Source organism: Herbaspirillum sp. SJZ107, from assembly GCF_006715485.1.
In the GTDB taxonomy this organism is placed as follows: Bacteria; Pseudomonadota; Gammaproteobacteria; order Burkholderiales; family Burkholderiaceae_D; genus Telluria.
Window position 1 is genome coordinate 944,207 of sequence record NZ_VFNH01000002.1, and the last position, 21,535, is coordinate 965,741.

Below are 21,535 nucleotides of genomic sequence, written 5' to 3' on the forward strand. Positions count from 1 at the left end.
ATCAAGAACCGGTAGTCCGCCGGTTTCGCAGGAGTCCAGGATGGCGGAAGCCAGCAACGCAGAAAAGACCGAACCAGCGTCACAACGGCGCCTCGACCAGGCGCGCAAGGAAGGCGACATACCGCGTTCGCGCGAGATCGGCACGTTCACCGTGCTGATGACGGCAGGCGCCGGGCTTTGGGTGACGGGCGACAGCCTGGTCGCGAAGCTTTCCGCCGTGGTGGAGCATGGGCTGTCGCTCGACCGCGAACAGATCTACAACCCGGCCGTGCTGATCGAGCGCGTGACCGCCGATTTCATCAGCATCCTGCTGGCCTGCCTGCCGCTGGCCGGCGCCATCATCCTGGTGATGCTGGCCTCGCCGATGCTGATCGGCGGCTGGAATTTCAGCGCCAAGTCCTTCATGCCGAATTTCGGCAAGCTCAACCCCATGCGCGGGCTGGGCAACATGGTGTCGACCCATTCGCTGGTGGAACTGCTGAAGGCGGTTGCCAAGGCGCTGCTGGTCGGCGCCGTGGCCTGGTATATCGTGATCAGCCAGAAGGATGCCGTGATCGGCCTGGCGGCCGAGCCCTTCGGCACCGCCGCGCCGCACCTGGGCAGCCTGATCGCCAAGGCCTTTCTCACCATGGTCGGTGCACTCGGTGCGATCGCGATCCTGGACGGTCCCTATCAACTCTGGCATTACGCCAACAAACTGAAGATGACGCGCCAGGAAGTCATCCAGGAATCCAAGGAATCGGACGGCAATCCGCAAATCAAGGGCAAGATCCGCCAGTTGCAGCGCGAGATGGCGCGCAAGCGCATGATGTCGAACGTGCCGACCGCGGACGTGGTCGTGACCAACCCGACCCACTTCGCGGTGGCGCTGAAGTACGGGGAAGGGCAGCGCGGCGCACCGCGCGTGGTGGCCAAGGGTACCGACGAGGTCGCGGCAAAGATCCGCGAGATCGCGAAAGAGAACAAGGTGGCGCTGCTGGAAGCCCCGGCGCTGGCGCGTGCGCTCTATAAACACACCGACATCGACGACGAGATCCCGGAAGCGCTGTACTCGGCGGTGGCCGAGGTGCTGGCCTATGTCTACCAGCTGCGCGCCTACACCAAGGGCACGACCGACCAGTATCCGGACCGTCCGCAAAAACTGCCGGTGCCGCCGGAGCTCGACCCGTTCAACCCGGCTTCGCAGCGCGCCAACGAGCAGGGCGCTAGCAAGCCGCCACCGGGCAGCCTGCAGTGACGCAGCGATGAAATAGGGCGGTTTTTCCCGTCTGCTCAGCCCATGGTTTCCACTGGGCATCAGTAATAATGTTGTTTATGGGTAAGCTTAATGCTTGCAGGCACCAACAACATCACTGATCGACGGGGTACGAATGAACGGTTTCAGACTGCCAGGCTGGTTGAGCGGCATTGCGGCGCGCGGCAATGCGCTGGCGGCGCCGATCCTGATCATCCTGCTGCTGGCAATGATGATCCTGCCGCTGCCGGCCTTTGCCCTGGACCTGTTCTTCAGCTTCAATATCGCGCTGTCGGTGATCGTGCTGCTGACCGCGCTGTACACGGTCAAGCCGCTCGACTTCATGGCCTTCCCGGCAGTGCTGCTGGTCACCACCATGCTGCGCCTGGCGCTGAACGTGGCCTCGACCCGCGTGGTGCTGACCGAGGGCCACACCGGCGGCGCCGCGGCCGGCAAGGTCATCGAGGCCTTCGGCCACTTCCTGATCGGCGGTAACTACACCGTCGGCCTGGTGGTCTTCATCATCCTTACCATCATCAACTTCACCGTCGTCACCAAGGGTGCCGGCCGTATTGCCGAGGTCGGCGCGCGCTTCGCCCTGGACGCGATGCCCGGCAAGCAGATGGCGATCGACGCCGACCTGAACGCCGGCCTGATCGGCGAGGAGGAAGCCAAGAAGCGCCGTGCCGAAGTCGGCATGGAAGCGGAGTTCTACGGTTCGATGGACGGTGCCTCGAAATACGTCCATGGCGACGCGGTCGCCGGTATCCTGGTCACCGTCATCAACATCATCGGCGGCCTGATCGTCGGCATGGTCCAGCACAACATGGCCTTCGGCGACGCCGTCACCAACTATACGCTGCTGGCCATCGGCGACGGCCTGGTAGCCCAGCTGCCGTCGCTGATCATCTCGATCGCGGCCGGTATGGTGGTCTCGCGCGTGGCCAGCGACAAGGACGTCGGCGAGCAGGTGGTCGGCCAGCTGTTCGGCCGTCCGATGGTGCTGTACATCACCGGCGGCATCATCGGCGGCATGGGCATGATCCCGGGCATGCCGAACCTGGTGTTCCTGCTGCTGGGCAGCGCCCTGATGGGTGGCGGCTACCTGATCGAAAAGCGGCTCAAGAACGCGCCGCCGCAGGAAGCCGGTGCGGCCCGCGCCGCCGGCGGTGCTGCAGGTGCGGCCAGTGCTGCTGGGGCAGCACCTGGTGGTGGTGCTCCAGCAGCGCCTACTGAACAAGAAGAAGCCAGCTGGCAGGACGTGATGCCGGTCGATACCCTCGGCCTGGAAGTGGGTTACCGCCTGATCCCGCTGGTCGACAAGGGTCAGAACGGCGAACTGCTGAAGCGCATCAAGGGTATCCGCAAGAAGTTTGCCCAGGAAGTCGGCTTCCTGGCGCCGCCGGTGCACATCCGCGACAACCTGGAACTGAAACCAACTTCCTACCGCATCACCCTGAAGGGGGTGGAAGTGGGCAGCGGCGAAGCGATGAACGGCCAGTTCCTGGCGATCAACCCGGGCATGGCCAGCGGCACGCTGCCGGGCCTGGTGACCACCGATCCGGCCTTCGGCCTGCCGGCGATCTGGATCGACGCCGGCCTCAAGGACGACGCGCAGAGCATGGGCTATACCGTGGTCGATGCCGGTACCGTGATCGCCACCCACCTGAACCACCTGATCACGACCCATGCGTCGGACCTGCTGGGGCGCATGGAAGTCCAGGCGCTGCTGGACCACCTGGCCAAGGATGCGCCGAAGCTGGTCGAGGACCTGGTGCCGAAAGTCGTGTCGCTGTCGACCCTGCAGAAAGTGCTGCAGAACCTGCTGACGGAAGGCGTACACATCCGCGACATGCGCACCATCATCGAAACCCTGTCGGAAAACGCCGGCGTGGGCGATCCGAACGACCTGACCGCGCTGGTGCGCGTGGCCCTCGGCCGCGCCATCGTCCAGCAGCTGTTCCCGGGCACCAACGAGCTGTCGGTGATGACCCTGGACAACCGCCTGGAACGCCTGCTGGTGCAGGCCCTGAGCGCCGGCGGCGACGGCACCGGCATCGAGCCGGGCCTGGCCGACACCATCGTCCAGCAGGCCGCGAATGCGACCCAGCAGCAGGAAGCGATGGGCTTGACGCCGGTGCTGCTGGTGCCGGGACCGCTGCGCACGCTGCTGTCGCGCTTCCTGCGCCGGGCGCTGCCGCAGCTGAAGGTGCTGTCGCACTCCGAGATTCCGGAGACCAAGACGATCCGGGTCACCAGCCTGGTCGGTATGGCGTAATTTACTACCACAATATATGGAAAATAGTTTTGATCATGATCATGACTATTGTTTATTTATTATCGCTTTAGTGTGTTACCGAACAATTGTCACGAATTTGTAAGTGTTAGCATCAGGCCTTGACACTATAAATATAGGGAGAACAACGATGTTTCAATTCAATATCAGCGGTGGCAGCGTCGATTACACGCCAGATCACGCAGCCGGTACAGAAACATCGTTGTACAGTCGCGAAGCCTTCCGTGCGCTGCTGGCGCGACAGTCGGAGTGGAAGGTGCGCGCGGCCCTTGAAGAAGGCAATATTCCCACTTCCAACATCGAGCATGCAGAGGAATGGTTGCGCGAAAAGGAACTGGCGCGCCAGCACCGCGGCTACTGGATGTAAGAACGAAAAGCGCTGCACATGCGCAGCGCTGCAATTTCCGACGGGCCCGTCAAGGGTCCGTCGGCGCCGCCGGACGCTCGCCCGGCGCCGCCATCTCCCGGCGTAAGCTCGCGCCACCTCTGTGCACCTATCTCGAATTTCCTCCTCGCATCGAAATAAGGGTTTTTCCCCGTCCTTTTCTCCAGATCGTTTCCTCCCGGCATCGTCAATAATCTAGCCATGATGAGCAACGAGTTCATCGAGCAAGATTGTCACTGACCCAATACCACTGCCTGCCGAGCGGAGAACATCAAGATGAACGTGAAGAAATTTACTGCACCGACTTCCCGGGAAGCCTTGCGCAAAGTGCGCGAAGCCCTCGGCCCGGACGCGGTCATCTTGTCGAACCGCCCGGTCGATGGCGTGGTCGAGATCCTGGCCCTGGACAACGACGACGTCGCCTCGCTGGCGTCGCCGTCCGCAGCATCGGAAATGGATGCGCCGCGTCCGCAGCTGCAGGTGGACACCCCGGCCGAACCGGCCCCGCGCGCCACGCCGGCGCGCCGCTTCGCCGATGCGCCGGCAGCGCATCCTTTCGACACTGCGCCGGCAGCGCGTTCGTTCGATAGCGCCCCGGCAGGGCGTCCGTTCGACGACATGGCGGACCTGCGTCCGTACCAGCCGGCGCCCGCCGCCCGCGCATTCCAGCCGGAACCGGCCTTCGACGATGCCGCGGCAGCCCACACCTACGCCGACCGCCGCGCCGCGCCGACACCGGCAGCGCCGGCCGCCCCGGCCATCGACATGGCAGCCATGAGCGCCATGATGGCCGCCGCCATCGCCCAGGCCAAGGAGTCCGCCGCCGCCGAAATGCACGGCATGATGAGCGAGCTGCGCGCCATGCGCGGCATGATGGAGACCCAGCTGTCGGAACTGTCCTGGGGCAGCACCCAGCAGCGCGAGCCGAACAAGGCCATGGTCCTGCGCGAGATGCTGGGCGCCGGCTTCTCGGCCAACCTGTCGCGCTACCTGATCGACAAGATGCCGGTCGGTAAGGATGCCGCTGAATCGATGCGCTGGATTAAGACCGTACTGGCCCGCAACCTGACCACGGTGGCCAACGAAGACGCGATCCTGGACCGTGGCGGCGTGTTCGCCCTGGTCGGCCCGACCGGCGTCGGCAAGACCACCACCACCGCCAAGCTGGCCGCGCGCTGCGTGATGCGCCACGGCGCCGACAAGCTGGCCCTGATCACCACCGACGCCTACCGTATCGGCGGCCACGAGCAGCTGCGCATCTACGGCAAGATCCTGGGCGTGATGGTGCACTCGGTGAAGGACGAGGCCGACCTGCGCATCGCCTTGAAAGAACTGCGCAACAAGCACACCGTGCTGATCGACACCATCGGCATGTCGCAGCGCGACCAGATGGTGACCGAGCAGGTGGCGATGCTGACCGACAGCGGCGCCAACGTGCAGCGCCTGCTGTGCCTGAACGCGACCGCGACCAACGAAACCCTGAACGAAGTGGTGCGCGCCTACCAGGGCAGCGGCCTGGCCGGCTGCATCATGACCAAGATGGACGAAGCCGCCTCGATCGGCAACGTGCTGGACGCGATCATCCGCAACAAGCTGAACCTGCACTACATCTCGAACGGCCAGCGCGTGCCGGAAGACCTGCACCTGGCCGACCGCGCGCTGCTGGTCGACCGCGCCTTCCGCAGCAAGCGCGACGCCGCTTCGCAACTGCTTGATGCCGACCTGGCGCCGCTGATGTCCGGCCTGGGCAACCTGAACAACGACCGTTCGCTGCGCGAGGTGTATGTTGGCTAGTTTCGACTTTGACCAGGCCGAAGGCCTGCGCCGGATGCTGGCTGGCCCCAAGCCGCGTATCGTGACTTTCCTTTCCGCCACGCCGCAGGACGACAAGGGCGCCATGCTGGTCAACCTCGGCGCTTCGCTGGCACAGTCCGGCAACGACGTGATGATCGTCGACGCCTGCGAGCGCGACTACGGCGTGGCCCGGCGCCTCGGCGTCGACCACGGCGCCAGCCTGCTGCAGGTGGCGCGCCAGGAATGCGCGCTGAACCAGGTGATCCATGCGGTGCCGCAGGGGTTTTCGGTGGTATCGATGGGCGGTGCGCCGCGGACCCACGGGGACGCGCGGCGCCTGGCCAACACCTTCGACGTGCTGGTCAAGCAGTCGGCCGGCAGCATCATCATCGTCGACGGCGAGTTCGCGGCGGACGGCGAATTTCCGGTGCCGGTCATGGCGTCGTCGGAGATCGTGGTGCAGGTGTCGACCAGCGCGGCGTCGATCACGAATGCCTACGCACTGGTCAAGCGCCTGTCGCAACACCTGGGAAGGCGTCCCTTCGGTATCCTTGTCACCGGCGCAACCGAAGCCGAGGCGAAAGTGGTATACGATAATATGGCATCTGCAGCAACTCGTTACCTGGCAGTAACCTTAAGCTCGATGGGCTCGGTGCCGGCCGACGAATACCTGCAGCGCGCGGCGCGTCTCGGCCGCGCCGTGGTCGACGCCTTCCCGCTGGCGGGTGCGTCGGTGGCGTTCCGGCGCCTGGCCGGACGCTTCGCAGGATCGGGTGCCGGCGCGGGCATGGGCGTGCAGGGCAGGGCCGCGTGAGCGGCGGATCAATCTATCATCGAATTCAATGTACACGGTCAAAGGGAAAGCGGACAAGAATACTTTGCTGACGGAGCACATGCCGTTGGTGAAGCGTCTCGCCCACCAGATGAAGGCCAAGCTGCCGCCGTCCGTCGAGGTCGATGACCTGATCCAGGCCGGCATGATCGGCCTGCTGGACGCGATTCAGCGCTACGAAGAAAACCACGGCGCCCAGTTCGAGACCTATGCGGTGCTGCGCATCCGCGGCGCCATGCTGGACGAACTGCGCAGCAGCGACTGGATGCCGCGTTCGACGCGCCAGAACATGCGCAAGGTCGAGGCCGCGATGAATGCGCTGCAGCAGCAGCTGGGCCGCCCGCCGAGCGAGTCGGAAGTCGCGAAGTCGCTCAAGCTGTCGCTGGCCGATTACCAGGACATGCTGGGCGATTCCGGCGGCCACCAGCTGCTGTATTACGAGGATTTCCATAGCGGCGACGGCGACGAGGGCAGCGACAGCTTCCTCGACCGCTATGCCGTCGACGACGCCGATCCGCTGCGCGCGCTGCTCGACACCGACTTCCGCCAGGCCGTGATCGACGCCATCGACAACCTGCCGCCGCGCGAGAAGATGCTGATGGGCCTGTACTACGAGGAAGAGCTGAACCTGAAGGAAATCGGCGCCGTGATGGGCGTGTCGGAATCGCGCGTCTCGCAGCTGCATACCCAGGCCGTGGCGCGCATGCGTGCCTACCTGAAGGAGCTGGCGTGGACCTGAGCAGCCTGCTCGGTCTGGCGCTGGCGCTGGCCGGCATCTTCGTCGGCCATTCGCTCGATGGCGGCAAGATGTCCTCGCTGGTGCAGCCGGCCGCGTTCGCGATCGTGGTGGTCGGCACCTTCGGCGCGGTGCTGCTGCAATCCAAGCGCAAGGCCTTCATGCGCGGCGTGCGCATGCTGCGCTGGGTGTTCGTGCCGCCGGCCGACCGCCGGCCGCAGCTGGCGCGCGAGATCCACCTGTGGAGCCTGTCCGCGCGGCGTGACGGCCTGCTGTCGCTGGAACAGTACATGGCCAAGGCCGATCCCTTCATCCAGAAGGGCCTGCGGCTGGTGGTCGACGGCATCCAGCCGGATAAACTGCGCAGCCTGATGTACACCGAGATCAACAACTATGAATTCCGCGAACGGCAGGCCGCGCGCATCTGGGAGTCGGCGGCCGGCTATGCGCCAACGGTCGGCATCCTGGGCGCCGTGCTCGGCCTGATCCACGTGATGGAAAACCTGAGCGACCCGTCGCGCCTGGGCGCCGGCATCGCGGTCGCCTTCGTGTCCACCGTGTACGGCGTCGGCCTGGCCAACCTGTTCTTCTACCCGGTCGGCAACAAGATCAAGGGCATCGTCACCGAGCGCGTGGCCGAGTACGAGATCCTGACCGATGTCTTCCACGACATGGCCACCGGCGACTACACGCGCGTGATCGAAGAGCGCGTGGCCTGCCTGCTGGCCGAGCACTGAGCGCCGCACCGACCATGCCGCGCCGCAAACGCTACCAGGAAGACGACGAGAACCACGAGCGCTGGCTGATTTCCTACGCCGACTTCATCACGCTGCTGTTCGCCTTCTTCGTCGTGATGTATGCGGTCTCGGTGGTCAACGTCGGCAAGTACACGGTGCTGTCGGAAGCGCTGGGCGACGCCTTCGGCGGCCGCGGCGCTGCGACCCGCCCCAACACCCAGGTCGAGCTCGAGGCGCTGCCGCTGTCGAACATCATCGCCCACAAGCGTGCCGAAGCGGCCAAGCGCGACCGCGAGCGCCTCGACCTGCTGGCGCGCAAGCTCGACAGCGTGCTGGAACCGCTGGTCCGCAGCGGCAAGGTGCGCGTGACCCGCAACGCGCGCGGCATCACCATCGACATCAACGCCAGCATCCTGTTCATGGAAGGCGACGCCGGCCTGACCGGCCGCGCGCGCGAGACCCTGCAGGCGGTGGCGCAATTGCTCAAGGACGATCCGCACGCGATCGAGGTCGAGGGCCACACCGACGACGCGCCGATCGCGAACGCCGCCTTTCCATCCAACTGGGAGCTGTCGGCGGTGCGCGCCAGTACCGTGGTGCGCCTGTTCGTCGACAACGGCGTGGCCGAGCGCCGCCTGGCGGCGGTGGGGCGCGGCGCCAACCGGCCGCTGGCCTCCAACGACGACGCGCTCGGACGGGCGCGCAACCGGCGGGTGGCGGTGACGATCCTGGCGGGCAGCACCATCGAATAATCCGTTCCCGCAGAGCGGTGCGCCTGCGGCCCTGCGCTTGCGTTAATGTGCAGTGACCTGCGCACGCATCGCACCCTCATGGATCCAGAAAAACAAAGCCAGGCCGGGCCGTCCTCCGCTGTCGAGGCCGGCCTGCCTTTCCCGGTGGTCGGCATCGGCGCTTCGGCTGGCGGTTACGCGGCCCTGATGACGCTGCTGCAGAACATGCCGCCCAGCCCCGGCATCGCGCTGGTGGTGATCCTGCACCTGGCAGCGGACGAGCCGAGCGCGGCCGACAAGGTGCTGCAGCGCGGGACCGGCATGCCGGTGGTGCAGGTGACCCATACCATGCCGATCCTGCCCGACCACGTCTATGTGATCCCGCCCGACCGCAGCCTTGCCATGCACGACGGCCACCTGGTGCTCGACCAGCTCGAGCGCAGCCGCGGACGGCCGGTGGCGATCGACCTGTTCCTGCGCACGCTGGCGACGGCGCACAAGGAGCGCGCGGTCGGCGTGGTGTTGTCCGGCATGGGCTCGGACGGCACCGCCGGCCTGGCCTGCATCAGGGAGATGGGTGGCGCCACGATCGTCCAGCTGCCGAGCGATGCCGAATACGGCAGCATGCCGCGCTCGGCCATCGAGGCCGGCATGGCCGATTTCGTGCTGGCGGCCAGCGCCATCCCGGCCAGGCTGGCCGAGCTGCGCGACCTCGCCAACGTCATCCGCGACCGTGCCCTGCACGGTCAGGTACTGGACGGCGTCCCGCTCGACCTCGGGCCGTGGCCCGAACACACGCTGGGCGAGGTGCTGGAGGTACTGCGCGAGCGTACCGGCCACGATTTCACCCACTACCGGCGGCCCACGCTGCTGCGCCGGCTGGAGCGGCGCCTGCAGGTGCGCGGCATGCCCGACCTGGCCGCCTACCGCGAGGTGCTGCGGCGCGATTCCAGCGAGCCGCGCGCGCTGCTGAAGGACCTACTGATCGGCGTGACCAGTTTCTACCGCGACCCCGAAGCTTTCGAGGCGCTCGACCGGCTGGCGCTGCCGGCGCTGTTCCAGCCCGGCCGGGCGGCGCCGCGCGCCTGGGTGGCGGCCTGCTCGAGCGGCGAGGAAGCCTGGACGGTGGCGATGCTGCTGGCCGACCAGTCCGCGCGCAGCGGGGAAGGGCAGACCTGGCAGGTATTCGGGTCCGACCTCGACGAGCACGCGATCGACGTCGCGCGCGCCGCCACCTATCCGCTCGCGATCGCCGAATCGGTCCCGGTGGCGCAGCTGCAGCGCCACTTCACGCTGGAAGCCGGGGAGTACAAGGTGCGCAAGGCGCTGCGCGACCAGGTGCTGTTCACGCGCCACAACCTGCTGCACGAGCCGGCATTTTCGCGGCTCGACCTGATCAGCTGCCGCAACTTCCTGATCTACCTGAACCTGGAAATGCACCGCCACCTGCTGAAGCAGTTCCACTTCGCGCTGAACCCGGGCGGTATCCTGATGCTGGGCAGCGCCGAGTCGGCCGACGCGGCCGCCGACCTGTTCGAGCCGGTCGATGCGGCGCAGCGGATCTACCGCGCGCGGCCGGCGGCGGCGCACACGCCGGCCGGGCCGTTCGCACGCGCGGCGCGGACGGCATGGGCGGCGCAGGCGGCGCCGGGACCGGACGGGCCGGTCGCCCTGGAGGCGGACGGCGGCGCGCCGGCGCGGGTGCAGCGGCGCGGGCGCCTGTTCTCGTTTGCCGAGATCCACCTGCACAAGGCGGCCGAACGGGCGCCGCCCAGCATCCTGCTGAACGCGGACGCCGACATCGTGCACGTCTCGGAACGCGCTGCGCGCTTCCTGCGCCCCGGCGGCGGCGAGCCGACCCGCGAACTGGCGGCGCTGGTGCTGCCGCCGCTGCAGCTGGCACTGCGCGCCGCGCTGTTCCAGGCGCGCCGCAGCGGACGCCAGGCCGCCAGCGGGCCGGTGAGCTACGAGGGCGGGGACGGCATCCATGCGGTCGACATGCAGGTGCTGCCGTTCCGCGATCCGCATGCCGAGGGCGAACTGCTGCTGGTCGAATTCCACGAGCCGCCGCCGGACGGGGCGGACATGGCGGATGTGCCCGCGGCGCATGTGCCGCTCGAAGACGGTGCCCTGCTGCGCCAGCTCGACGAGGAGCTGCGCCACGCGCGCCGGCAGCTGCGGGACACGATCGAGCAGGCCGAGGTGTCGAGCGGCGAGATGCGCATCGAGGCCGAGGAAATGCAGACCACGATCGAGGAACTGCGCGCCGGCGCCGCGTTGCTCGAGCACGGCCGCGCGGAGCTGCTGTCGGCCAACCAGGAACTGGCGGCCGACAACCGGGAGCAGCGCCTGCGTGCCCAGGAGAGCAGCAAGGCGCACGACGACCTGGCCAACCTGGTCGCCTCCAGCGGCGTCGCCACCATCTTCCTCGACCGCGACATGCGCATCCTGCGCTACACGCCGCGCATCGCCGATTTCTTCAACGTGCTGCCGTCCGACGTCGGCCGGCCGCTGCTGCACATCACCAACCGGCTCGACTACCCGCGCCTGGCCGAGGATGCGGCGGCGGTGTTCGACACCCTGCAGGCACTCGAGCGCGAGGTGCGCAGCAAGGACGGACGCGACTACATCGTGCGCGTGCACCCGTACCGCACCACTTCCGACCGCATCGAGGGCGCGGTGATGAGCTTCTTCGACATCACCAGCCGCCGCGCCGCCGAGGACGCCTTGCGCGCCAGCGAAGCGCGCCTGTCCTCCGTATTCGACAGCCTGCCGCTGGGGGCCTGCGTGATGGCGGCGGACGGCGTGATGCTGATGTCGAACCGGGCCATGCACCGCTACCTGCCGACCGGCATCATGCCCTCGCGCGACCGCGAGCGCGGCGACCGCTGGCGTGCCTGGCACGCCGATGGGCGGCCCCTCGAATTCGCGGACTTTCCCGGCGCCCGGGCGCTGCGCGGCGAACGCGTGGTGCCCGGTATCGAGATGCTGTACCGGCTGGACGATGGCCGCGAGATCTGGACCCAGGTCGCCTCGGCGCCGGTCAGCGACGATACCGGACGCTGCACCGGCGAGGCGACCGTCGTCATCGCCGACATCGATGCCCTGAAACGCACCGAAGCGACCTTGCGCGAGAACGAAGCCCGCCTGCGCAGCCTGATCGGCAGCCTGGCGCTGGCGCTGTGGGAAGCGGATGCGGACGGCATGATCGTGGAAGATTCGCCGAGCTGGCGCGCCTATACCGGGCAAACGCCCGAGGCATGGCTGGGTGAGGGCTGGCTGGATGCGGTCCACCCCGAAGACCGCGAGCGGGCCGGCCGCCAGTGGCGCGACGCCGTGGCGCGGCGCGGCGTGGTGGATGCCGTGTTCCGGCTGTCCCGGCCGGAAGGCGGCTGGCGCTGGACCCGGGTACGTGCCGAACCGCTGTTCAACATCGACGGCAGCGTGCGCAAATGGGTCGGCATGAACGTCGAGGCCGGGACCGGCGTGGCGGGCGGCACATCGGCACCGGCCGTGGCAAAATCGTTCCAACCCGACAGGAGCTGATGATGCGACGACGGACCATGATGATTGCCGCCATGCTGTCGGCCGCGATGGCCGCGAGCACGGTCTATGGAGAAGAAACGATGAATGTGCATACCAGCCTGAGCGTGGACGCCAGGCACGAGAAGGTGCTGGTGACCTTCAAGATCGAGAACCGCGGCGAGCGCCGCGTGGGGCTGCCGCGCACGATCGCGTCGGCCGACGGCCTGACCGGCCAGCTGTTCGAGCTGCATGCGCTGCCCGGTGGCGAAGAGGTGCCCTACATCGGGCCGTGGGTCAAGCGCGGCCCGCCGACGGCGGCCGACTTCTTCGAGCTGGCGCCGCATTCGGCGCACACCCATACCATCGACATCACGCCGTTCTACGACTTCAAGCCGGGGCAGCACAGCTACGAGATTCGTTATGCGGGCGAGGCGCTGGGCGACGTCAAGCAGCTGGAGGCGACCAGCCCGCTGCAGACCGAGGCGGTGCGCTTCAGCCACGCCGCCCCGGCCAGGGCAGAACAATAGCCGGGACGGCCTCTAGCGCAAGTCCTGGTGCGGCGTGTTCTCGCCGAAGTACTCGTGCGAATCGGCGTTGTCGATCGCCCGCTCCGGATTGCCCGCCGCCAGCGCCGCCGCCGCCTCGTGCCCGTAGGCCCAGTCGCCGGTGCCGGCCACCACCGTGAAGTGGCTCATCTCGTGCACCAGCGTGCCGCCCTTGGAATCGGTGCCGGTCATGGGTGCGCTCCAGAATGCGTTGCACACGTGGATCTTGTACGGCTGGTTCGGGTAGACATAGGCGTAGTAATCCTCGCGGCAGCCGCAGTCGACCGTCACCGGCTTGCCCGCGAACGCTTCCCCGATTGCGGTGAAGTGGCGCGCGACGGTGGCCGTGCGCGCCGCGTCGACCGCGCCGAACCAGCCGCTGTAGCGCGGCCCCTGCGTGCCCTGCAGGTAGGCGCCGGCATCCTGCGCCATCGTTTGGGCCGCCTTGAACGCCTCGGTGACCGACTGCTGCTGCGGGTTCGAGCACTGGCTGAAGCCGAGAGCGGCGCCACCCTGCGGCAGCGGTTCCGGCGCCGCCATGCCGCGCGGCAGGCGCCCGGCGATGTACACCGAAGCCGCCGGAAGGGCCGGCTCGGCCAGCGCATGCGCCGGGGCATAGCTCGACGACGGCTTGCCGAACAGCTGCAGCACGCCGTCGCGGTAGCGGATGCTGTAGGCGCCGGTGACGTCCATCCGGTACAGCGCCGACAGCTCGACCCGCACGCTGCGCGAGGCCCCCGGCGCCAGCGCGATGTAGTCGTCCGGCGCGGGTGGGGCGCGCTTGACCATGCGTCCCAGGTAAGGCACCGGCTGGCCGTCGCGCGTGACCTCGAACAGTGGCGCCTCGACCGCGCCGAAGGGCGTCTGCCACTTCAGCAGGTAGGCGGTGGCGCCGGACGTATTGGTGATGGTCACCACCACCGCCACTTCGTCGCTCTTGCCCAGGCTGGTGCGCTCGGGCGTCACGGTCACCCGCACGCCACCCGCCGCCGGTGCTGCCGGTGCTGCCGGCGCCGCCTCCGCCATCGATGCCAGCGCAGCCACGGCGGCCAATGCGGCCGCAGCCATTTGTTTGCCGACCATGTCGACCTCCTGTCGCGTGATGAATGAATCCCCGTTGTAGAAGGAATCCGACGCCGTTGTATTGCCTGATCGCAATAATCATCGCGCCTGGCCGGTGTGGCAATGCTGTTAGTGCTGCACAGCCACAACACTCCCGACTGTTGGTTGTAAAGATTGCTCGATGCAAATGCAATAAATGGATAGAATGCAAAGATGCAGAACGCTAACAAATCTTTCGCATAAGAATTCTTCGGTTTCCATGAGCATCGCGCCTGGCCAAGCACGCAGGCGCCACCGTTGCCAGGCTTCGACTTCCGGATTCGCCCCTCCGAGCGCACAACGCTCGACGACATGACCCTGCCGCCGTGCTGGCGCGGCGCCAACCTGGTTACGATTTTGAATAACGATGCACAAGGCGGCCATGAGCCGGCCAGCGGTATCAGTACAGCGGTGGCCCACACCATGGCCGACACGGTGCTGCAATACCAGAACTACCTTGAACAAGTGATTGGTGGCATGCCGGCCGGCCTGATCGTGGTCGACGCCGCACGCCGTGTGCTCTCGATCAACCGCACCATGAGCGAGATGCTGGGCGTGCCGGATGCGGTCATCGCCGCCCATCCGGCGCTGGAAACGCTGGTCCCGAGCACCGAGCTGATGCTGCGCATGGCAACCGCGCTGGCCACCGGCGAGCCGCAGGACGGCGTGCCGGTCGCGCTCGACGGCGCGGCACGCGACGGCGGCCGGCCACGCTGGTTCGAATTCAATATCCGGCGCACGCGCCAGGCCAGCGGCGACCTGCTGCTGCTGATCGGCCAGGACGTGACCTTCCGCCGCCAGGCGCGCATGCGCCTGCAGGAAAGCGAAGCGTTTTTCCGGCTGACCTTCAGCCAGGCCGCGATCGGCATCGCGCTGCTGTCGCGCGAGGGGCGCTTCCTGCGCGTGAACCGCAAGCTGTCCGACATCGTCGGCTACAGCGAGATCGAACTGTTTCAGCGCTTCTTCCACCAGGTCACGCATGCCGACGACCTGCACGAGGACAGCGCCATCATGGCCACCCTGGCGGCCGGCGAGATCGGCGACTTCCAGCGCGAGACGCGCTACGTGCGCAAGGACGGGTGCATCGTGTGGGTGGCGCTGAGCGCGTCGACGATGCGCGATGCGGCGTCCGGCCAGCTGCGCCTGATCCTGGCGGTCGAGGACATCTCGCGCCGCAAGGAAGCCGAGGCGGCGCTGCTGCGCATGGCCAACCACGACGCGCTGACCGGGCTGCCCAACCGCGCGCTGCTGCAGGACCGCCTGGCCCATGCATTGTGCAAGGCCCAGCGTAAAAGTTCGGGAGAAATGCGCCGCCAGGTGGGCGTGATGTTCATCGACCTCGACCGCTTCAAGCACATCAACGACAGCCTCGGGCACGAGGCCGGCGACCAGCTGATCATCGAGATCGCGCGCCGCCTGTCCGGCAGCCTGCGCGAGAGCGACACCGTGGCGCGCCAGGGCGGCGACGAGTTCGTGGTGGTGCTGGACGACCTGGCGGCGCCGGAAGACGCCGCGCTGGTGGCCCAGAAGGTGCTCGACCGCCTGTTCCAGCCGCTGGTGCTGTGCGGCCAGGAAGTGTTCCCGACCGGGAGCATCGGCATCGCCATGTACCCGCACGACGGCGAGGACAGCGCCGCGCTGCTGAAGGCAGCCGACAGCGCGATGTACCGCGCCAAGGCGATCGGCGGCAACCACTATCACTTCTATGCCGCCGACATGGGCATCCAGACCCAGGCCCACCTGCGTCTCGAGACCGGGCTGCAGCGCGCCCTGCTGAACGACGAGTTCGTGCTGCATTACCAGCCGCAGGTGGACACCGCCAGCGGCCGCATCGTCGGCCTGGAAGCGCTGCTGCGCTGGCAGCCGCAGGGCGGGGCGCTGGTGGCGCCGTCCGACTTCATCGCGCTGGCCGAGGAGACCGGGCTGATCGTGCCGATCGGGGAGTGGGTATTGATGACGGCGCTGCGCCAGCAGGCATTGCTGGCGCGGCGCGGCTTTGCGCCGCTGCGCATGAGCGTCAACATGTCGGCGCGCCAGTTCCGCCAGCCGGATCTGGCCGGCCGGGTCGCGCGCCTGCTGGCGGAGGCCGGCTGCGAAGCGTCCTGCCTGACGCTGGAGATCACCGAAAGCGTGCTGATGGACAATCCGGCCGCCGCCGAGACCATGGCGCGCCTGGCGGCGATGGGCGTGCAGCTGGCGATCGACGATTTCGGTACCGGCTATTCGAGCCTGTCCTCGCTGCGCCGCTTCCCGATCCACAGCCTCAAGATCGACCGCTCCTTCGTCGCCGGCATCGGCGGCGATGACGCCCATCTCGACAATGCCGCCATCGTCACCGCCGTGATCGCGCTGGCACGCTCGATAAAGCTGGACGTGATCGCCGAAGGCGTCGAAACCGCCGGCCAGCAAGCCTTCCTCGGCGCCCACGGCTGCCACCGGATGCAGGGCTACCGCTTCAGCCGGCCGCTGGCCGCACCCGCACTCGAGTCCATGCTGCACGCCCAGCTGGAGGACGCGGCGGCATGAGGCCGGACCTGCGCCTGCCGCTGGGACCGCCGGCGCTGCTGGTCTGCCTGCTGGCCGCCGTCATGGCCTGGCTGGTGCTCGGCGGCGGCGCGCTGCTGCCGTGGGCGCCGCGCTGGTACGGGCCGGTGCATACCGTGCTCGAAGTGTTTTCGGTGGTGGTCACGGTGCTGGCCTTTTCCACCGGCTGGCACGGCACCGGCCGCCAGGTCCCGGTACGGGTGGCACTGCTGGCACCGGTGGCGCTGGCGATCGGCCTGTTCGACGTCGGCCACCTGCTGCTGGCGCGCGGCCTGCCTGGAATGCCCGATGCCGCAACGGAGGCCGGCGCCACCGTGTTTTCGCTGCTGTCGCGGACCCACGCCACGCTGGCGCTGTTCACGGCCGCGCTGGTGCCGCGCGAGCGCGTGGTCGAGCGGCAGGCGCGTACGCTGGCGCTGCTGGCCGGGCTGGTTGCGACGGCCGCCGGGTACTGGCTGGCGCTCGATGCGCCGTGGTTGCTGCGCGCGGTGCGGGTACCGGGACAGGGACCGACGCCATTCAAGATCGGCTGGGAATCTGTCCTCATCGCCATCAATCTGGTGGCCGCCTTGCTGCTCGCGGCGCGCGCGCGCGACAGCCGGCTGCGCACCGACCGCTACCTGGCGGTGGCGGCCGCGGCAATGGCCCTGGGCGGCTGCGGCTTTGTCTTGTATGGGCAGCACAACGACGTACTGTCGGTGAGCGGCCACGTCTATAAACTGGCCGCCTACCTGTTCCTGTACGGCGCGGTCCACGTGGGCGCGGTGCAGGCGCCGTATCTGCGCCTGATGCGCTCGGAGCGCTCGCTGCTGGAGAGCGAGAACAAGTTCCGCAGCCTGATGGAATGCGCGCCGGACGCGATCCTGCTGGCTACTCCGGACGGGCGCATCGCCATGATGAACGCGCGCGCCGAAGAGCTGTTCGGGGTCGCGCGCGCGGAGGCCGCCGGCATGGCGCTCGAGGTGCTGGTGCCGACGGGTAGCGCGGGGGACGGCGAGACCGAATGCCGGCGCCTGCACGGCGCGCCGTTCCCGGCCGAGGTGCGCCGCGGCGCCACCCCGGCCGGCCAGCACATCGCCATCGTGCGCGACGTGTCCGAACGCCGCGGCCTGGAGCGCGCGCTGCTGCAGCAGCTGACCTACGACGCCCTGACCGGGCTGCCGAACCGGCGCCGCATCCTGGAGACCCTGGACGAGGCCACGCTTGCGGCGCGCCAGGACGGGCGCACGCTGGCGGTGCTGGTGTTCGACCTGAACGCCTTCCGCAAGATCAACAGCGGCTACGGCTGGTCCGGCGGCGACGAAGTGCTGCGCGAATGCGTGGCGCGCCTGTCGCGCCAGCTGCGCGCCGGCGACACCCTGGCGCGCCAGGGCGGCAACGAATTCATCGTGGTGCAGAAGCAGTCGGGGCGCGCGGCGGCGCTGGCGCTGGGCGAGCGCCTGCTCGGCTGCATGCGCGACCCCTTCGTGCTGGGTGGCCAGCACGTGTTCCTGTCGGCCAGCGCCGGCATCGCACTGCTACCGGCGGATTCAGCACCGTTGTCGTCGGCCGAGCTGTTGCAGTCGGCCCAGCTGGCGATGAGCGGCGCCCGCGCCGACGGTCCGGGGCGCCTGCGTTTCCACACCGCCGAGATGGCGCGCGTGATCCGCGAACGTGTCGAGCTGGAGGCGCTGCTGCGCCATGCGATCGCGCGCGGCGAGCTGACCCTGCAGTACCAGCCGCGCATCAGCCTCGCGGATCCGGCAGCCGCCACGCGCATGGCCGGCATCGAGGCGCTGGTGCGCTGGCGCCATCCGACGCTGGGCCTGGTGCCGCCGGCCTACTTCATTCCGCTGGCCGAGGAGACCGGCCTGATCGTGGAACTCGACATGTGGGTGCTGCGCGAAGCCTGCAGCCGCGCCGCGCGCTGGCGCGCCGATGGCCTGGATCCGGGGCGGGTCTCGGTGAACCTGTCGGCGCGCCAGTTCCAGCAGGTCGGCCTGGCGCAGCGGGTGCGCACGGTGCTGGAAGACAGCGGCCTGCACCCGGCCTGCCTCGAACTCGAGATCACGGAAAGCACGGTGATGCGCGATACCGAGGAAGCGGCCGAGGTGCTGCATTCGCTGAAGGCACTCGGGGTGGCGCTGTCGATCGACGACTTCGGCACCGGGTACTCGTCGCTGAGCTACCTGAAGCGCTTCCCGATCGACGTGCTGAAGATCGACCGGTCGTTCGTCAAGGACGTCACCGAGGACCCGAACGGGGCCGCGATCACGCGCGCGATCATCGCGCTGGCGCACGGCCTCAACCTGGAAGCGGTGGCGGAAGGAGTGGAGACGGCCGAGCAGGCGGCATTCCTGCGCGATAACGGCTGCGACGAGATCCAGGGATATTATTTCAGCCCGCCGGTGTGGCCGGCGCAACTGGAGGCGATGATGGCGGAAGATGCATTCCAGCGTACTTAACCGACCACGAAGCGCCGCGACGGCCCGGTCGCCAGCGTCTGCCCGCTGGCCCCATATACGCCGCCGGTACCGGCACCGCTGTTCCCGCGCAGGGCATTCAGCACGCCGGTCGTATTCGCCAGCTGCTTGTTGAGCAGCATCCCGTTCACCCGGTTCAGTTCCTTGGCCTGGCGCGTCAGGTCCAGCAGGCGATCCCAGTCGGCACGCGCGCCGCCGTTGCCGCCGACGGCCAGCCAGGGCTCCATGCCGGCTTCGCCGGCCGCGAAACCGGCGGCGGCCAGCGCCTTGTGGCGCAGCAGCGAGCGTTCGCCCAGTTGCTGCGCCAGCTTCAGTTTTTCGGGGGTGAGGGTGGCCAGGCCATCGGCATCCGCACTGACCAGCAGCTGCTGTTCCTGTTTCATGACTTCCACGATGGAAGCGATCAGTTGCTGTTCGTCGCGCAGGGTAGCGCTTGGAGATGCGATGGCCATGGTTAAATTTAGTAAATGAGCTATTGTTTGCGGGAGTGCAGCAGGCCGCGCACCGTTTCCAGCAGGCCGTCCGCCACTTTCTCCGAGTTCACTTGAAATTGGCCATCCGCGATGGCCGCCTTGATGCGTTCTACTTTCTTGGTGTCAAACACCTGGTTTGCACTGCCGGTCGCCGCCAGCGCCTGTCCTTGCGAAGACAGGCGCACGGTCTCGGTGGCGGCAGCGCCGGTTGCGCCCGTGGCCGCAGCCGCGGTGTCGCTGGTCCTGGCATTCGTGGCCGGCGTGGTGGGGGCCGGAATGCCTGCATTGCCTTTGAGTGTATCGTTGATTTTCACAGCATCATCCTTCTCAGGTCGGAGCCGAACGTCCGGGATCTGCTGTCGTTATCGGAGGCCTGGCCGAAAACTTTAGGCCAGATACGCTGCGATTGTTAAATCAAAATGCCACTTCGACCATGCCCCCGGCTTTCGCGGTACCGCTGACCACCGAACCGCCCGCCGTACGCACCTGCACCACCTGGCCTTCGCCGGCGTTGCCGATCGCCTTGCCTTCGCCCGACACCGAAAAACCGCTGCCGTTCGATACCAGCCGTACTGCCTGGCCCTGCTGCACCACCGGCCGGCTGCGCAGGCTGTCCAGGCGCAGCGGCGTGCCGGCCGCCAGCGACACCGTCGGGGTGCGCCCGATCGCCTGCGCCATGTCGGTGACGATGCCGTTCGGCATGGCGGCGATGTCGCCTTTCACCAACACCAGCTGGCCCTGTTCGATCGGCTGGCCCTGCGCCAGCGGCAGCGCGGCCGCCACGTACTCGGCCTTGACGTTGACCTGGGCCTGTACGAAGAGGGTCCAGTTCGACGGTGCGATGCAGCGGATGCCGACCGTGGTCTTGCCCCAGGCGCGCGCGCCCGGCTGCAGGAAGGCTTCCGGGGCCGGGCAGGCAGCCAGCGCGGTGCGTGCGTCGATCGCGCCGACCTTGACGCTGACCTCGCCGGGCAGGCCGGCGGTTTCGGTCTTCAGGAACTGTTCGGCGACCGTGCGCAGGGCCGCCAGGTTCTGGCGGCCCGCCGCCGGCGCCTGCGCCTGCTGGGACTGGGCCAGCTGGGACACCAGCACCAGCGCAACACTAACAAGAATGCGTTTCATGGGATCCAGGGACAAGTGGATTTCTTCAAGGCTGCCATCTTAGGCCTGTTGATTCTACAGTGAAACTCGGAATAGCCCGGTTTTGGGACCCCTTATTGCCCGATTGAAAGAGCGTACAGGTCCGTATGATCCATCCTGTTCCAACAAAACTTGCTCTAAGGTAAGCCAAGGAGTCACACATGATCGGCAAACTCGACGACTATCTGCGTTTCAATGAAACCGCGCTGAGCCTGCGTGCCCAGCGCCAGGAATTGCTGGCGTCGAACATCGCCAACGCGGACACGCCCAACTATAAAGCACGCGACATCGACTTTTCGAGCGCGCTGCAGGGCGCTCTTGCCCGCGCCGGCGGCGATGGCAAGGGCGGCAACGCGCTGGCAACCACCAATGCCGCCCACATCGGCGCCGCGGCGGACGGCAAGACGCTGACGGACGGCACCCCGGTCCTGTACCGCACCGTGACCCAGGGCGCGGTCGACGGCAACACGGTCGAGATGGATACCGAACGCACCCAGTTTGCCGACAACGGCCTGCGCTACGAGGCCGGCATCAGCATGATCAACCACCAGATCCGCGACCTGATGGCGGCGATCCAGGGAGGCCAGTAATGTCGCTCTTTAATGTCTTCAACGTCGCCGGTTCGGCGATGACGGCCCAGTCGCAGCGCCTGAACACCACCGCCAGCAACCTGGCCAACGCCGACAGTGCCACCAGCGCCAGCGGCGAAGCCTACCGCGCCAAGCAGGTCGTGTTCGAGGCGGTGCCGGTCGCCGCCGGCGCCACCGCCGTCAAGGTGCGCGAAGTGATCGAGGACCCGTCGCCGCTGAAACAGATGTACGACCCCAAGAATCCGCTGGCAGACGACAAGGGCTATGTATCGATGCCCAACGTGAACGTGGTCGACGAGATGGTCAACATGCTGTCGGCTTCGCGTTCCTACCAGAACAACGTCGAAACCATGAACGCAGCCAAGACCATGCTGTTGAAAACCCTGACCATCGGCCAGTAATCCCACACT

General features: G+C 67.5%; 18 protein-coding genes. 14 read left to right on the forward strand and 4 right to left on the reverse strand.

The genetic code is table 11. The annotated features are described in order from the left end of the window. Positions 1–40 precede the first annotated feature (40 nt). From flhB to FBX97_RS13885, 10 genes are all read left to right on the forward strand, one after another. Positions 41–1,237, forward strand: coding sequence for a flagellar biosynthesis protein FlhB (flhB, locus tag FBX97_RS13840; protein WP_141832508.1), 1,197 nt, complete (start codon positions 41–43; stop codon positions 1,235–1,237). Positions 1,238–1,370: 133 nt separating this feature from the next. Further along, positions 1,371–3,512 (forward strand): flagellar biosynthesis protein FlhA, encoded by a 2,142-nt coding sequence (gene flhA, locus FBX97_RS13845; protein WP_141832510.1) that lies wholly within the window; start codon positions 1,371–1,373, stop codon positions 3,510–3,512. A 148-nt stretch (positions 3,513–3,660) separates the two neighbouring features. Beyond that, complete coding sequence (locus FBX97_RS13850) at positions 3,661–3,897, forward strand: hypothetical protein (protein ID WP_141832512.1); 237 nt, start codon at positions 3,661–3,663, stop codon at positions 3,895–3,897. A gap of 294 nt (positions 3,898–4,191) precedes the next feature. Beyond that, positions 4,192–5,709 (forward strand): flagellar biosynthesis protein FlhF, encoded by a 1,518-nt coding sequence (flhF, locus tag FBX97_RS13855; RefSeq protein ID WP_141832514.1) that lies wholly within the window; start codon positions 4,192–4,194, stop codon positions 5,707–5,709. Then, positions 5,702–6,523, forward strand: a complete 822-nt coding sequence (locus FBX97_RS13860) for a MinD/ParA family protein (RefSeq protein WP_141834466.1) — start codon at positions 5,702–5,704, stop codon at positions 6,521–6,523. Before flhF ends, FBX97_RS13860 begins: the two co-directional genes overlap by 8 nt. A gap of 28 nt (positions 6,524–6,551) precedes the next feature. Next, positions 6,552–7,280: an RNA polymerase sigma factor FliA gene (locus tag FBX97_RS13865; protein ID WP_141832516.1), complete on the forward strand. Its 729-nt coding sequence runs from the start codon at positions 6,552–6,554 to the stop codon at positions 7,278–7,280. Next, positions 7,271–8,014: a flagellar motor protein gene (locus FBX97_RS13870; RefSeq protein WP_141832518.1), complete on the forward strand. Its 744-nt coding sequence runs from the start codon at positions 7,271–7,273 to the stop codon at positions 8,012–8,014. Before FBX97_RS13865 ends, FBX97_RS13870 begins: the two co-directional genes overlap by 10 nt. 14 nt (positions 8,015–8,028) lie before the next feature. Continuing rightward, positions 8,029–8,766, forward strand: coding sequence for a flagellar motor protein MotD (motD, locus tag FBX97_RS13875; protein WP_141832520.1), 738 nt, complete (start codon positions 8,029–8,031; stop codon positions 8,764–8,766). Between the two features lie 78 nt (positions 8,767–8,844). After that, on the forward strand, positions 8,845–12,291 hold the full coding sequence (locus FBX97_RS13880) for a chemotaxis protein CheB (RefSeq protein WP_185748590.1): 3,447 nt from the start codon (positions 8,845–8,847) through the stop codon (positions 12,289–12,291). Continuing rightward, positions 12,291–12,797, forward strand: coding sequence for a hypothetical protein (locus FBX97_RS13885; protein ID WP_141832524.1), 507 nt, complete (start codon positions 12,291–12,293; stop codon positions 12,795–12,797). Before FBX97_RS13880 ends, FBX97_RS13885 begins: the two co-directional genes overlap by 1 nt. Before the next feature lie 12 nt (positions 12,798–12,809). Here the strand turns inward: FBX97_RS13885 and FBX97_RS13890 are convergent, their stop codons facing one another. Beyond that, the gene (locus FBX97_RS13890) at positions 12,810–13,898 is read right to left on the reverse strand and encodes a M35 family metallo-endopeptidase (protein ID WP_255517459.1); all 1,089 of its coding nucleotides are present in this window, start codon (positions 13,896–13,898) and stop codon (positions 12,810–12,812) included. A 276-nt stretch (positions 13,899–14,174) separates the two neighbouring features. Between FBX97_RS13890 and FBX97_RS13895 the strand changes: the two genes are divergently transcribed. Together FBX97_RS13895 and FBX97_RS30405 are read left to right on the forward strand one after the other, a co-directional pair. Further along, positions 14,175–16,442 carry a bifunctional diguanylate cyclase/phosphodiesterase gene (locus FBX97_RS13895; RefSeq protein ID WP_255517460.1) on the forward strand — a complete coding sequence of 756 codons (2,268 nt, stop codon included), beginning with the start codon at positions 14,175–14,177 and terminating at the stop codon, positions 16,440–16,442. Continuing rightward, positions 16,439–18,904: a bifunctional diguanylate cyclase/phosphodiesterase gene (locus FBX97_RS30405; RefSeq protein WP_141832526.1), complete on the forward strand. Its 2,466-nt coding sequence runs from the start codon at positions 16,439–16,441 to the stop codon at positions 18,902–18,904. The genes FBX97_RS13895 and FBX97_RS30405 overlap by 4 nt, the downstream gene beginning before the upstream one ends. Here the strand turns inward: FBX97_RS30405 and FBX97_RS13905 are convergent. From FBX97_RS13905 to flgA, 3 genes are all read right to left on the reverse strand, one after another. Beyond that, a complete protein-coding gene (locus tag FBX97_RS13905; RefSeq protein WP_141832528.1) occupies positions 18,901–19,374 on the reverse strand; it encodes a flagella synthesis protein FlgN in 474 nt (157 codons plus the stop codon). The genes FBX97_RS30405 and FBX97_RS13905 overlap by 4 nt on opposite strands. 20 nt (positions 19,375–19,394) lie before the next feature. Continuing rightward, the gene (gene flgM, locus FBX97_RS13910) at positions 19,395–19,709 is read right to left on the reverse strand and encodes a flagellar biosynthesis anti-sigma factor FlgM (protein WP_141832530.1); all 315 of its coding nucleotides are present in this window, start codon (positions 19,707–19,709) and stop codon (positions 19,395–19,397) included. Between the two features lie 100 nt (positions 19,710–19,809). Next, positions 19,810–20,517 (reverse strand): flagellar basal body P-ring formation chaperone FlgA, encoded by a 708-nt coding sequence (gene flgA / locus FBX97_RS13915; protein WP_141832532.1) that lies wholly within the window; start codon positions 20,515–20,517, stop codon positions 19,810–19,812. A gap of 179 nt (positions 20,518–20,696) precedes the next feature. On the opposite strand from flgA, the gene flgB reads away from it, so the two are divergent. Together flgB and flgC are read left to right on the forward strand one after the other, a co-directional pair. Then, positions 20,697–21,125, forward strand: coding sequence for a flagellar basal body rod protein FlgB (gene flgB, locus FBX97_RS13920; protein WP_141832534.1), 429 nt, complete (start codon positions 20,697–20,699; stop codon positions 21,123–21,125). Next, positions 21,125–21,526, forward strand: a complete 402-nt coding sequence (flgC, locus tag FBX97_RS13925) for a flagellar basal body rod protein FlgC (protein WP_141832536.1) — start codon at positions 21,125–21,127, stop codon at positions 21,524–21,526. The genes flgB and flgC overlap by 1 nt, the downstream gene beginning before the upstream one ends. The last annotated feature ends 9 nt before the right edge of the window (positions 21,527–21,535 follow it).